Raw genomic sequence first — 13,998 nt, forward strand, 5'->3', positions numbered from 1 at the left:
CGACGAGATGGGCGGTGTGACCACCTGGTCGCACCAGATGGCCCGTCAGTTCGCCGACCGCGGCCACCGGGTGCACGTCGTCGGCATCACCCCGGCGCCCGCGGGCCGCGCGCACGAGTTCCCCGCCGACCTGCCGTACGCCACGACCACGCTGTACGACGCCCACCCGCCGCACGTGCGGTCGCTGCGCGGCCTCAAGGGCAAGCTCAACGCGGCCGAGCGGATGCGGCACCGGGCCCGCGCGGCCGGGATGCGGGAGCAGGCGGACAAGCTGACGGCGCTGTTCGCCGCGGCCCGCCCCGGAGCGGTCGTCATCGTCACCCAGGTCTGGGCGATGGAGTGGGTCGCGCTCGCCGACACCAAGGGCCTCACCGTCATCGGCATGAGCCACGAGTCGTACCAGGCGAGCGCGGGCTCCTCGCGGCTCGCCCGGGTCAAGCGGTACTACAAGGACGTCGACCGGCTGCTCGTGCTGACGCCGGGCGACGCCGATCTGTGGATCCGTAACGGCATGGACAACGTCGGCCACCTGCCGAACCCGCTGCCGTTCATGCCCGAGGCACCCGCCCCCCGTACCGAGAAGGTCGTCGCCTGCATCGGCCGGCTCTCGCACGAGAAGGGCGTCGACATGCTGCTCGACGCCTGGGCCGAGGTCGCCCCCCGGCACCCCGACTGGAAGCTGCGGATCTACGGCGCGGGCGACGAGGAGGAAACGCTCCGCCGCCACTCCGCGTCGATGCGCCTCGACGACTCCGTCGAGTGGATGGGACGCACGAACGACGTGCTCGGCGCGCTGCGCGGCGCGTCCGTCTTCGCCCAGGCGTCCCGCGCCGAAGGCTTCCCGATCACCCTCCTCGAGGCCATGGCGGCCGGCGTGCCCTGTGCCGCGTTCGACTGCGCGCCGGGTGTCCGCGAGATCATCCGTGACGGCGAGGACGGCCTGCTCGCCCGGCTCGGCAACACGATCGAGCTCGGCGCGCACATCAGCACGCTGATCGCCGACACCGAGCTGCGCGACCGGATGGGCGACGCCGCCTGGCGCAACGTGCAGCGGTACGCCGCCGAGGAGATCACCGACCGCTGGGAAGACCTCTTCCTTTTCCTGGAGAGATAGGAACGATGAGCAGTACTACCGCGTCGCGGCGCGACGTGCGGCCCGCGGAGGGCGACGGCAGAGACTCCGCACCGGCCGGAATCGGGCGCCTCGTCCGCTGGGTCGGGCTCATATCGGTCGCCGTGACCGGAGCCCTGCTGTCCGTCGGCGCGTTCCTCGGCCTGTACGTGCGCCCCACGTCGGACGACTGGTGCGCCGTCTGGAAGACCCGTGACATGGGAGTCTTCGGCATCGCCTCGGACTTCTACATGACCCAGAACGGTCGGGTCACGAACGCGCTGTTGAGCGGTGTGGTGTACGCGGACGGCCTGCTGGGCCCGAAGGTGCTGCCCCTCCTGCTGATCCTCACGCTCGGCGTGGGCCTGGTCCTGCTGGGCCGCGAGGTGCTCCGCGCCTTCGGCCTGCGGGCTCCGCTGATCAGCCTGGTCGCCGCCGCGATGCTCCTCGAGACGCTGCTGTTCTTCGCCGGCACCCGCTCGTACCAGGTGCTGCTGTGGGCCCCGGCCACCATCTCGCACACGCTGCCCAGCATCATCGGCATCTGGGCGGTCCTGACGGCCGTCTGGGCCGCCCGCAGCGGCCGTCGCTCGGCGCGCGCCACCGCCGTCGTCGGCGTGGTGCTCCTCGGCGTCGCGATCGGCACGCTCAGCGAGCCGTTCACCGCCGTCGCGGGCCTGTTCGCCGGTACCGCCGGGCTGCTGTCGCTGCCCCGGCTGAAGCTGGCGAAGGACTGGTTCCCGTTCACCTGGTGCGCCGCCGCCTGCTTCGGCCTGGTGTCCGGCCTGGTCCTGCTCTACACCTCCCCCGGTGCCCGCTGGCGCCGTTCCCAGCAGCCGCCGCGCGACACCCTCGCGCCGGAGGAGCTGAAGGCGACGGTCCGCGACTGGGTGCGGATCTGGCAGGTGCTCTCGGACCAGTGGGCGTACCTGGGGGCCATCGCCGCCGGTCTGCTGCTCGGTCTCGCCGTGGCGTTCTTCTCGCGCCGCGTCTCGCGTACGGGGATCGACGACCTCGACACGGCCGACGCCGCCGAGAGCGTGGAGGCCACCGGCCCGTCGCGCGGTGTGCTGCGGCTCGTCATGCTGCTCCCCGTGCCGCTGATCCTGGTCGCCACGCTCGCCGTGACCTACGGCCTGCGCAGCGGCTACGGCCCCTCGGGCTGGACGTACGCCCGTACCTGGACCAGCTTCATGGTCCCGCTGCTCATGGCTCTGTGCCTGTACGGCGTGTGGCTGGGCCGACTGCTCGGGGCGCGTCTCTCGCGCGCCGGCGGCCGTTCGTCGAAGCTCTCGGTCGTGGCCGTGGTGGTCACCGCCGCCGCCGTCCTCGGCAGCGCGGCGGCCCTCCTTCCGGAGATGCAGACGCTCACCTCGGGCACGGTGACGCGCGGTATCGCCTGGGACAAGCAGGACGCGCGGATCCGGGCACAGGTCGCGCGCGGTGCGACGGACGTCGAGTACCGGCCGCTGCACATCGGCTGGCTGGCCGAGCCGTACTACACCCGGAACTACCAGAAGGACTGGGTCGCCCAGTGCGTGTCGACGTACTACGGCGTGGAGCGCATCCACCGTCCGTGACGGACGGCCGGTCCACGACCGACCTCTGATACGGCTGATACGGCGAAGGGCCGGGGAGCGTGCTCCCCGGCCCTTCGCCGTATCGGTCTCCCGACGGGTGGTGCGTGTCCGGTCAGGCGTTGACGGAGCGGCGGGCGACCCAGCCCGCCCACGCCGAGTCGATCATGTCGCGGACGTCGTGCCGTGCCTTCCAGCCCAGCTCGGTGGCGATGCGGTCCGCGGAGGCGACGACACGGGCCGGGTCGCCGGGGCGGCGGGGGGTGACGACCGGGGCGACGGAGTGGCCGGTGATCTCGTTGATCAGGTCGATCATCTCGGTCACGGAGACGCCCTCGCCGCGGCCGATGTTGACCGTCAGGTCGCGCGGCTCACCGGCGGCGGCCCACTCGGCGAGCTTGCGCGCGGCAACGAGGTGGGCGTCGGCGAGGTCCTCGACGTGGATGTAGTCGCGGACGCAGGTGCCGTCGGGGGTGGCGTAGTCGTCGCCGAAGATCCGCGGGGCCTCACCGGCGTCGAGCCGCTCGAAGACCATCGGGACCAGGTTGAAGACACCGGTGTCGGCCAGCTCGGGGGTGGCCGCGCCCGCCACGTTGAAGTAGCGCAGGCAGGCGGTGGAGATGCCGTGGGCCTTGCCGGCGGCGCGGACGATCCACTCGCCGGCCAGCTTCGTCTCGCCGTACGGGCTCAGCGGCAGGCAGGGCGTCTCCTCGGTGACGAGGTCGACGTCCGGCATGCCGTAGACGGCGGCCGAGGAGGAGAAGAGGAAGTTGCGGACGCCGGCGGCCGCCACGGCCTCCAGGAGGACCGTGAGGCCCTGCACGTTCTCGCGGTAGTAGTGCAGCGGCAGCTCGACGGACTCGCCGACCTGCTTCTTCGCCGCGAGGTGGACCACGCCCGTGACGCCGTGCTCGGCGATGGCGCGGTCCAGGACCTCGCGGTCCAGGGTCGAGCCGACCACCAGGGGCACACCCTCCGGGACCCGCTCCGCGTAGCCCGTGGACAGGTCGTCGAGGACGACGACCCGCTCCCCCGCCTGCGTCATGGCCCGGACCACGTGCGAGCCGATGTAGCCGGCGCCACCGGTGATCAGATAAGTCATTACGCCCCAATTCCTTCCGCTATGAACGGCGCGAGAGCCGACGGAGCCTGGCCCTGACCGCCCCGAGCCCGTCGCGGGCACCGGGTGCGATCCGCACCGCGAGCGAGCCGTTCGCCGTGGTGTACTGCTGCACCAGCAATACACCGTACCGGCTGCTCGGCAGCACCGATCGCCGCTGGCGGCCCTCCGGCAGCCGGAGCGCTGTGGAGAAGGTCTCCCCGTCGGCGCACGTCACCGTGGCCCGGATGTCCCAGAACTGGATCCCCGCGTCGCCACGGCTGCGACCTGCCCTGGCCAGGCCGGTGAGGCCGGCCGGGACGCGGGCCGTCCAGCCGCCGTCCACCTCGGCCAACTCGGCCCGCTCGGTACGGGCCGGCGCGTCGGCGCCCCGGGGGACGAACGCGACCTCGACGGTACGCGGGCCCGCCGCACCCACCCGGTCGTACAGGTCGCGGACCGTGAGGCGCAGCTCGGCCCCGGCGCCGGTGCGCAGGGCCGCGTCGACCACCAGCGGCAGCTCGGCCAGCGGCAGGGTGTCCACGCCGTCCAGCTCCACGCCGGGCAGGTCCTCGGACCAGACGGCCGCGGCACCGTTCCTGGCGTACGGCGGGAGGAGACGGGCGGGGTCGGCGGCAAGCCGGGACAGCCTGAGCAGGTCCCTGGGCTCCTCGGCGGCCAGCAGGAAGCGGGCCGTCCAGCGGGCGGGCGCGGTCGCCGCGGCGATCTCGCCCTCCTCGAACGCCGCGAGGTGCTCGCGGGTCAGCAGCCACCAGGCGCTCCGGTACTCGGCCGGGCGCAGCCTCAACTCGCGGGCGTACAGGCTCAGATCGTGTTCGAGGAACTTGGTGCGGCAGGCGGCGGCGAGCTCGGCGCGCCCGGCCTCCCGCAGGGTCTCGACGGCCTGGCGGTGGGCGGCGATCCGGGCCTGCCAGTTGCCGACGTCCTCGCGGGCGAGGGAGATCGACAGCTGGGCGGCGGCGCGGCGCACGTGCCAGACGTAGACGGTGTCGGGGATCACGGCGATGCGCGGCGCGGCGGCCAGCACGCGGGCGGTGAAGAGGAAGTCCTCGTAGACGAAGCGGCCGTCGGGGAAGCGGATCGCGTGCTCGACGAGGAAGGAGCGCCGGTAGATCTTGTTGACGCAGAGCGTGTCGTGCACCAGGGGGACGAGATCGGCCTCGGTCTCCAGGAGGGCGGGCTCCCGGTACAGGGCGGGCTGCCAGCGCACGTCGCGGCCCTCGGGGAGTTCGCGCCGGACACAGGCGCCGACGGCCACCGGGGTGCTGTGCCGCTCGGCGGCGGTGACGAGCGCCTCGGCCGCGCCCTCGGGCAGGACGTCGTCGCTGTCCAGGAACATCACGTACGGGGCCGTGGCCGCCTGGATCCCGTCGTTGCGGGGGGTGCCGCAGCCGCCGCTGTTCTCGGTGCGGTGGACGACGCGGACCCGGGGGTGGAGCGCCGCCAGCTCGTCCAGGACCTTCGCGGTGGCGTCGGTGGACGCGTCGTTCACGGCGACGACCTCGGCGACGACGGGTCCCTGGGCGAGCGCCGAGCGGACCGCCTCGCCGACCAGCTCCGCGTCGTTGTAGGCGATGACGACGACGCCGAGCATGGCTTCTGTCGTGACTGGGTGGGGGGCGCTACTCACACCGAGATCCTACGGGAGCGGCCGATCTCGCCGACCGGCCGCTCCCGGGCCCCGCCCGTTCCTGGAAGGGGTTGAACCCTAGAAGGGGTCGAACTCGTCGTACTCGCGCTGTGCCTCGTCCCGCTCGGCATCGCGGTCCCGGCGGCGCTGGGCGGCCGGACGCGGGGCTTCGAGACGGTGGTCCTCGCCACGGCGGCCGAGCATCTCGGCGCCGGCCATCATCGAGGGCTCCCAGTCGAAGACGACCGCGTTGTCCTCGGAGCCGATCGCGACGCCGTCGCCCGAGCGGGCGCCCGCCTTCATCAGCGCGTCCTCGACGCCCAGGCGGTTGAGGCGGTCGGCCAGGTAACCGACGGCCTCGTCGTTGTTGAAGTCGGTCTGGCGGACCCAGCGCTCCGGCTTCTCACCGCGCACCCGGTAGACGTCCTCGGCCTCGTCGTACGTGACGGTGAAGCCCGCCTCGTCGACCGCCTTCGGGCGGATGACGATCCGGGTCGACTCCTCCTTCGGCTTGGCCGCGCGCGCCGTGCCGACGATCTCGGCCAGCGCGAAGGACAGCTCCTTGAGACCCGTACGGGCTACGGCGGAGGCCTCGAAGACCTGGTAGCCGCGCGCCTCCAGGTCCGGGCGGATCATGTCCGCCAGGTCCTGGCCGTCCGGGATGTCGATCTTGTTGAGGACGACGATGCGGGGACGGTCCTCGAGGCCGCCGTACTGCCGCAGCTCCTCCTCGATGATGTCGAGGTCGCTGACGGGGTCGCGGTCCGACTCCAGCGTCGCCGTGTCCAGGACGTGCACGAGGACCGAGCAGCGCTCGACGTGGCGCAGGAACTCCAGGCCCAGGCCGCGGCCCTGGCTGGCGCCCGGGATCAGACCCGGGACGTCGGCGATCGTGTAGACCGTCGAACCGGCGGTGACGACGCCCAGGTTCGGGACGAGCGTGGTGAAGGGGTAGTCCGCGATCTTCGGCTTGGCGGCCGACAGGACGGAGATGAGCGAGGACTTGCCGGCGCTCGGGTAGCCCACCAGGGCCACGTCGGCGACGGTCTTCAGCTCCAGGACGACGTCCCGCGCCTCGCCGGGCTCGCCGAGCAGCGCGAAGCCGGGGGCCTTGCGGCGGGCGGAGGACAGCGCGGCGTTGCCGAGGCCGCCGCGGCCGCCCTGGCCCGCGACGAAGGTGGTGCCCTGGCCGACCAGGTCGGCGAGGACGTTGCCCTCCTTGTCGAGGACGACGGTGCCGTCGGGCACGGTCAGGACGAGGTCCTGGCCGTCCTTGCCGGAGCGGTTGTCACCGGCACCGGGCTGACCGTTGGTCGCCTTGCGGTGCGGGGAGTGGTGGTATTCGAGGAGCGTGGTGATCGCCTGGTCGACGACCAGGATCACATCGCCGCCACGGCCGCCGTTGCCGCCGTCGGGCCCGCCGAGGGGCTTGAACTTCTCCCGGTGAACGGAGGCGCAGCCGTGGCCCCCGTTACCCGCGGCGACATGCAGCTCGACGCGGTCCACGAAGGTGGTCATGGTTCTGTGCCTCCAGATACAAGGGGTACTACGAGGTGGAATGTCTATCTAGTAACACGCGAAAGGCGGACCCGCTTCCCTGCCGGGAAGTGAGGTCCGCCTCCGCAAAAGAACCGATCAGGCGACCGGAACGATGTTCACGACCTTGCGGCCACGGTGGGTGCCGAACTGCACCGAACCGGCCTGCAGCGCGAACAGCGTGTCGTCGCCACCACGGCCGACACCCGAACCCGGGTGGAAGTGGGTGCCACGCTGGCGGATCAGGATCTCACCGGCGCTGACGACCTGACCGCCGAAGCGCTTCACGCCGAGCCGCTGAGCGTTGGAATCGCGACCGTTCCGAGTGGACGATGCGCCCTTCTTGTGTGCCATCTCTCCTCAGTCCCTTACTTCGCAGCCGTGGGGATGCCGGTGACCTTGATCGCCGTGTACTGCTGGCGGTGGCCCTGGCGACGGCGGTAGCCGGTCTTGTTCTTGTAGCGAAGGATGTCGATCTTCGCGCCCTTGTGGTGGTCCACGACCTCGGCCGTGACCTTGATACCGGCCAGCACCCACGGGTCGCTGGTCACGGCGTCGCCGTCGACAACGAGCAGCGTAGAGAGCTCTACGGTGTCGCCAACCTTGGCCGTGGAAATCTTGTCAACCTCAACGATGTCGCCGACAGCAACCTTGTGCTGGCGACCACCGCTGCGCACGATGGCGTACACGCGGATCTCTCTCTCACTCGGGAACGGACCCCTGATGCCAGCCGCTCACACGGGCCGAAGCCCGCGGTGATCCGGAATTGGACGAGCGGCCTCTCCGCGGCAGACCGGGAGGAGGGTGCTCAGGGGTTTGGCGGGTCGTACGACACGCCGACGGTCAAGGTTACGGGCCGGTGCCGCAAGGGGTCAAATTCGGTGACTTCACCCCTGCGGCGGCGCGGGCCGTCCCTCAGGAACGGCCCGCACCGGCTGCAACCTCAGTCCTGCGCGGGGGCCGCCGTCTTCTTGGCGGTGGCCTTCTTCGCAGTGGTCTTCTTCGCCGCGGTCTTCTTGGCCGTCGCCGTCTTCTTGGTGGCGGCCTTCTTCGCGGTGGCCTTCTTCGCCGTCTTGCGGGCGGCCGTCTTCTTGGCCGGGGCGGCTGCCTCGGCCTCGGGCTCGGCGTCCGCGGCGGGGGCCTCGGCGGTGGCCGGGGCCGCAGCCGGGGACTCGACCACCAGGACGGCGGCCTCCTCGGCGCCCGACGGGGAACCGGCGGGGGCGGTCACCTTGCGGACGACCCGACGACGGGCCCTCGGCGGGGCGGCCACGGGGGCCTCCTCGACGACCGGCGCGGGGGCCGGCTCGGGCTCGACGACCGGCTCAGGGGCGGCCACCGGCTCGACGACGGTCTCGGCGACCGGCTCGGCCGCGACCGGCGAACCGGCCGGGGCCGTCGCCTTACGGGTGGCACGGCGGCGGGCACGGGGAGCCGGGGCGGCCTCCTCGACCACCGGGGCGGCCTCGACGACCGGGGCCTCGACGACGGGCTCGGGCTCGACGACCGGCTCGGGCTCCTCGACGACGACCGGGGCGGGGGCGGCGGCGACCGGAGGACCGGCCGGCGCGGAGACCTTGCGGGTCGCCCGACGGCGGCCACGACCGCGCGTGGCGGCGGCCTCGGCCTCGGCGGCGCTGCTGTACAGCTCCTCGTCGGCGCGGAAGGGCTCCTCCACGGCGACCGGCGCGGCGATCTCCGCGGCCACCTCGGCCTCGGTCTCGACCGTCTCGGTCTCGGACTCCGTCTCCACCACGTCGACGTGCTCGTGCTCGTGGTGCTCGGCACCGCCACGGCCACGCTTCTTCGAGCGCTTGCCGCTGCCGCCGCCACCGGGGGCGGTCGGCTGCTCCATGTGCACGATGACGCCACGGCCGTTGCAGTGGACGCAGGTCTCGGAGAAGGACTCCAGCAGACCCTGGCCGACCCGCTTACGGGTCATCTGGACGAGGCCCAGCGAGGTGACCTCGGCCACCTGGTGCTTGGTCCTGTCACGGCCCAGGCACTCCAGGAGGCGGCGCAGCACCAGGTCGCGGTTGGACTCCAGGACCATGTCGATGAAGTCGATGACGACGATGCCGCCCAGGTCGCGCAGGCGCAGCTGGCGGACGATCTCCTCGGCCGCTTCGAGGTTGTTCCTCGTCACGGTCTCTTCGAGGTTGCCGCCCTGGCCGGTGAACTTGCCGGTGTTGACGTCGACGACGATCATCGCCTCGGTCTTGTCGATCACCAGCGAGCCACCGCTCGGCAGCCAGACCTTGCGGTCCAGCGCCTTCATCAGCTGCTCGTCGATCCGGTACGTCGCGAAGACGTCGACCTCGCTCGTCCACTTGGACAGGCGGTCGGTCAGGTCCGGGGCGACGTGGTTCACGTACCCGTGGATGGTCTCCCAGGCGTCGTCGCCGCTGACGATGACCTTCGAGAAGTCCTCGTTGAAGATGTCGCGGACGACACGGACGGTCATGTCCGGCTCGCCGTAGAGAAGGGTCGGGGCGTTGCCGCTCTTCGCCTTCTTCTGGATGTCCTCCCACTGCGCCTGCAGACGCTCGACGTCACGGCGCAGCTCGTCCTCGCTCGCGCCCTCGGCGGCGGTGCGCACGATGACACCCGCGTCCTCGGGGACGATCTTCTTGAGGATGGTCTTCAGACGGGCGCGCTCGGTGTCGGGGAGCTTGCGGCTGATGCCGGTCATCGAGCCCTCGGGGACGTACACGAGGTAACGGCCCGGCAGGGAGACCTGGCTGGTCAGACGGGCGCCCTTGTGGCCGATCGGGTCCTTCGTCACCTGGACCAGGACCGACTGGCCGGACTTGAGGGCGGTCTCGATGCGGCGCGGCCCGTTGGCCATGCCGAGCGCCTCGAAGTTGACCTCACCGGCGTACAGGACGGCGTTGCGGCCCTTGCCGATGTCGACGAACGCGGCCTCCATCGACGGCAGCACGTTCTGGACCTTGCCCAGGTAGACGTTGCCGACGTACGAGGTGGCCTGCTCCTTGTTGACGTAGTGCTCGACGAGCACGTTGTCCTCGAGGACGCCGATCTGGGTGCGCTCGCCGCTCTGGCGGACGACCATGACGCGCTCGACGGCCTCACGGCGGGCCAGGAACTCGGCCTCGGTGATGATCGGGACACGACGGCGGCCCTGCTCGCGGCCCTCGCGGCGACGCTGCTTCTTCGCCTCCAGACGGGTCGAGCCCTTGATGGACTGGACCTCGTCGGACGGCTCGGCCTTCTCACGGGCCGGGCGGGGCTCGCGGACCTTGACGACCGTACGGACGCCGTCCTCCTCGCCCGCCTCGGCCTCGCCACCGGCGTCACCGCTGCGGCGGCGACGGCGACGACGGCGACGGGAGCTGCTGCTGCCGCCGGACGTGCCGCCGTTCTCGTACTCGTCGGACTCGCCCTCGTCCTCGGACTCCTCGTCCTCGGCGCGGGCCTCCTCCGCCTCGTCGCTCTCGTCGCCTTCCTCGGCATCGGCCTCGGCGAGCTCACCGCGGCGACGACGACGGCCACCACGGCGGCGGCGACGGGACGGACGGTCCCCGTACTCGTCGGACTCCTCGGCCTCCGCCTCGGGCTCCTCGGCCTCGACCTCGGGCTCGTCGGCGACGGTGGCGGGCACCGGCTCGACGGCCACGGGCTCGGGGGCGGCCTCGCCACGACGGCGGCGGCGACGGCGGCCGGCGGGCTCGGGACGCTCGACGGTCTCGACGGACGCCACGGGCTCCTCGACCGTCTCGACGGTCTCCGCCTCCTCCTCGTCCTCCTCCACGGCCTCGGCGGCAGCGGCGGCGGCCGCGGTCTCCGGGGTCTGGAACATCGGCTCGGTGAAGACCGGGGCCTGGAAGACGGCGACGGCGGGGCGCGCGGCACGGCGGCCGCGGGGCTCCTCCTCCGCCTCGGGGGCGGTGGCGGTGACCGGCGGCTCGGAGGTGAACTGCGGCGAGGTGGCGCGGCGGCGGGTGCGACCGCGGGTGGCGGCCTTCTCGGCGGCAACGACCTCGGGCTCGGCCTCTTCGGAGGTGATCTGCTCGACGGCCTCGCGCGGCAGGCTCTCGCCGCCGGCGGGGGCGGCCTCGGGCGAGGTGGCCTTACGGGTGGCACGGCGACGGGTGCGCGCGGGGGCGGCGGGCTCCTCGGCGGGAGCCTCCTCGACCACGGCGGCGGGCTCGACGACCTCGGCGACCGGCTCGGGCGCGGTGGCGACCGGCTCGGGCGAGGTGGCCTTGCGGGTGGCGCGGCGACGCGTACGGGCGGGGGCGGCGGGCTCCTCGGCGGGAGCCTCCTCGACCACGGCGGTTTCGATCGTCGGCTCGACGACCTCGGCGACCGGCTCGGGCGCCGTCGCCTTACGGGTGGCACGGCGACGCGTACGGGCGGGGGCGGCGGGCTCCTCGGCGGGAGCCTCCTCGACCACGGCGGTTTCGATCGTCGGCTCCGCGACCGGCTCGGGGGCGGTGGCCTTGCGGGTGGCGCGGCGACGCGGGCGCGCGGGAGCTGCGGGCTCCTCCACGGGCTCCGGCGCGGCGGCCGGGGTGGCGGGCGTCTCCACGACGACCTCGGCCACGGTCTCGGTGACCTCCGCCGCGACCGGCGGACCGGCGGGGCGGGAAGCGGCGCGGCGCCTGCGGCGCGGCGGCAGCTTGTCACCAGGTGCGTTGCTGTTGTTCTCTTCGTTCGGCTCGAGCATGCGGGCGGTTCTCCCGTCACGCTCCCGGGCGCCGCGTCTTGGTCCGGTCCGGCGGCACGATCACGCATGATGCGCGGTGCCGCCGTCCGGGGCGCGGGCGCCGCACGGGAGCTGATGTCTGGCTCGCCGGTTCCGTACGCGTTTGTACGTACGGCCTGGCGAAAGTCTCCTGGTCAGTGCGCTGCCCGACCCAGGTGGCTCCCGAGTGCCAGGGCTGCGCTACAACGACCGCTCCCTACGCGGAACCGGTACCCGGCGCCGTCGCTGAGGCGGTCGCGGCGGCCGTGGGTGGAGCGGCCGTGACTGCCTCGCGGTCGGGCGCGAGCGGGTCGGTCACCGTGCCGGACTCCTCGTCGAAGAGCCCCTGCGCCAGCCTGGTCACCGCTGCGGGGACCGGCGGCGCCAGGTCGGCCACAGCTCGGAGACCGGACAGGACGTCGTCGGGTCGCACGGCAGGTGTCACGTGCCGAACAACCAGCCGCAGTATCGCACAGGCATTGTCCAGGGGCCTATCAGCTCCGGAACGTGCCTGTGGACGGTCGGCGACGAGCTCGGCGACGGCGGAGCGGGCGTCGAAGGTACGGATGCCGTTCTTCGTCTTGCGCTGTACTTCCACGGTCTCGGCCGCGAGGAAGGCCTCGACGGCCTTCTCCGCGTCCTCGGGGGAGACACCGTCGAGCCGGAGCTCCCACACGGAGGCGGTGAGCCGGTCGGCGAGTCCCGAGGTGCGGGCCTCGACGGCGTCGGTGATGTCGAGACCGGTGGGGAGCGACTCGTCGAGCAGGGCCCGCAGAGTCTCCGGGTCCCGTGTCTCGGTGAGGGCGATCTCCAGGTACTCGGCCTCGGAGCCCGTACCCGTGGGGGCGGCGTTGGCGTACGACACCTTGGGGTGCGGGGTGAAGCCGGCCGAGTACGCCATGGGCACCTCGGCGCGGCGCAGCGCACGCTCGAAGGCGCGCTGGAAGTCACGGTGGCTGGTGAACCGGAGGCGGCCGCGCTTGGTGTAGCGCAGTCGGATGCGCTGCACCGCCGGTGCGGGCGGCGGGCCTTCGGGCTGTCGCTTGCCCAGTGGTTCTTCTCCTCGGTGCGGGGCGGGCGCGGGTGCCGCGCCACCCTCGAACAGACGGGTGGCCTCTGGGGGGCCCGCCCGGCTCACCCCCGCTTTCGCAGGGAGATCTCGGGTGTGGGCGCCGCGCCGGAGGCGGTTGTTGTACTACCCAGAGTACGCGTAGAGGCCACCACCGGTTCCCCAGGCTCCGTCACCCGGGGTGCGCCGACGAGCGCGCGCCACGCGTCACGGCGCGCCTGCCGCACGGTCGCACGCGCGGAGGCGAGGACCTCCCGGGCGACCCGCCCTGCCCCGACGGCCGCCTTCCGGGCGGGCGCCCAGACCTGGTCGCGGACCCAGTGCCCGACGGGAGCGCAGACGCTCCGGTAGACCCGGACGGTGGGCCGCCCGACGAGATTCCAGGCGACCCACTTGAGGGCGCGCCCGACGGCCCGGGAGATGAAGCCGGCGACCCGCCAGCAGACCCGCAGCGCGTCGACGAGCTCGCGCCCGGCCGGGGTGAGGACGCGGCGGTACAGCCAGACGAGTGGGACGACGATCCCGTACCGCACGACGGGCACGACGAGGTACCGCCACAGCGCGACCCAGGGCCACACGAAGAGGGCCTTGCCGAGCCGGACCGCACCGGCCAGGACCCCGGCCCCCACGACGCTGAACAACCAGGCCAGACCGTGTCCGAGCGGGGTGAGGACATGGCGGTGGAGCCGGCTGAGCGGCAGCGCGACGCCGTAGCGGGCCGCCGGGACGACGACGTACCGCCACAGCCCGAGGACCAGGAACGCGACGCCGACGCCGAGCGGGGTGAGGAACCACCGGTACACCCAGGCGGCGGGAACCCCGATCCCGTAGCGGGCGACCGGGACGATCACGTACCGCCACAGCGCGACCCAGGGCCACACGAACAACGCCTTGCCCAGCATGGTGAGGAGCCAGGCCAGCCCGTGCCCCAGCGGAGTCAGGACCTGCCGGTACAGCCACAGGGCGGGAACCACGAGCGCGTGATGCACGACCGGCAGCACGACCTGCCGCCACAGCCAGACCCAGGGCCGGACGAACAACGCCCTGCCCAGCCAGGCAAGCGCGCGGCCCGTCGGGCGCAGGACCGTGCGGTCGAGGGCGCGGGCGCAGACGACCAGCACGTCCCAGACCATCCGTACCGGAACGACGATCACCAGCACCACGATCCGCACCGGAATCCTGATGACCGCCGTCAGACAGCCCTCGGGCTCGGCCGGACGGGGCTGGGGCTTCTCCATGCTCATGCC

At 72.7% G+C, this 13,998-nt stretch carries 10 protein-coding genes; 2 read left to right on the top strand and 8 right to left on the bottom strand.

Translation table 11 applies throughout. From position 1 onward, the window contains the following. Positions 1–7: 7 nt before the first annotated feature. Positions 8–1,114: a glycosyltransferase gene (locus ACGFYP_RS12780; RefSeq protein WP_393490963.1), complete on the top strand. Its 1,107-nt coding sequence runs from the start codon at positions 8–10 to the stop codon at positions 1,112–1,114. A 5-nt stretch (positions 1,115–1,119) separates the two neighbouring features. Further along, positions 1,120–2,691, top strand: a complete 1,572-nt coding sequence (locus ACGFYP_RS12785; RefSeq protein ID WP_393490698.1) for a DUF6056 family protein — start codon at positions 1,120–1,122, stop codon at positions 2,689–2,691. A gap of 112 nt (positions 2,692–2,803) precedes the next feature. Here the strand turns inward: ACGFYP_RS12785 and galE are convergent, their stop codons facing one another. The 8 genes from galE to ACGFYP_RS12825 all read right to left on the bottom strand — a co-directional run bounded on the left by galE (position 2,804) and on the right by ACGFYP_RS12825 (position 13,995). Continuing rightward, entirely contained in the window at positions 2,804–3,790 is a 987-nt protein-coding gene (gene galE, locus ACGFYP_RS12790) for a UDP-glucose 4-epimerase GalE (protein WP_393490703.1), read from the bottom strand. Between the two features lie 19 nt (positions 3,791–3,809). Continuing rightward, complete coding sequence (locus tag ACGFYP_RS12795) at positions 3,810–5,402, bottom strand: glycosyltransferase family 2 protein (RefSeq protein WP_393490966.1); 1,593 nt, start codon at positions 5,400–5,402, stop codon at positions 3,810–3,812. A gap of 114 nt (positions 5,403–5,516) precedes the next feature. Further along, complete coding sequence (obgE, locus tag ACGFYP_RS12800; RefSeq protein ID WP_361969038.1) at positions 5,517–6,956, bottom strand: GTPase ObgE; 1,440 nt, start codon at positions 6,954–6,956, stop codon at positions 5,517–5,519. A 117-nt stretch (positions 6,957–7,073) separates the two neighbouring features. After that, on the bottom strand, positions 7,074–7,328 hold the full coding sequence (rpmA, locus tag ACGFYP_RS12805) for a 50S ribosomal protein L27 (RefSeq protein ID WP_073914109.1): 255 nt from the start codon (positions 7,326–7,328) through the stop codon (positions 7,074–7,076). Positions 7,329–7,342: 14 nt separating this feature from the next. Then, on the bottom strand, positions 7,343–7,663 hold the full coding sequence (gene rplU, locus ACGFYP_RS12810) for a 50S ribosomal protein L21 (protein ID WP_114036861.1): 321 nt from the start codon (positions 7,661–7,663) through the stop codon (positions 7,343–7,345). Between the two features lie 254 nt (positions 7,664–7,917). After that, on the bottom strand, positions 7,918–11,664 hold the full coding sequence (locus ACGFYP_RS12815) for a ribonuclease E/G (RefSeq protein ID WP_393490724.1): 3,747 nt from the start codon (positions 11,662–11,664) through the stop codon (positions 7,918–7,920). A 235-nt stretch (positions 11,665–11,899) separates the two neighbouring features. After that, positions 11,900–12,691, bottom strand: a complete 792-nt coding sequence (locus ACGFYP_RS12820; RefSeq protein WP_361969043.1) for a TIGR03936 family radical SAM-associated protein — start codon at positions 12,689–12,691, stop codon at positions 11,900–11,902. A 125-nt stretch (positions 12,692–12,816) separates the two neighbouring features. Beyond that, positions 12,817–13,995: a hypothetical protein gene (locus ACGFYP_RS12825; protein WP_393490732.1), complete on the bottom strand. Its 1,179-nt coding sequence runs from the start codon at positions 13,993–13,995 to the stop codon at positions 12,817–12,819. Positions 13,996–13,998: the final 3 nt, after the last annotated feature.

Origin of the sequence: Streptomyces sp. NPDC048370 (assembly GCF_043200825.1) — a bacterium.
In the GTDB taxonomy this organism is placed as follows: Bacteria; Actinomycetota; Actinomycetes; order Streptomycetales; family Streptomycetaceae; genus Streptomyces.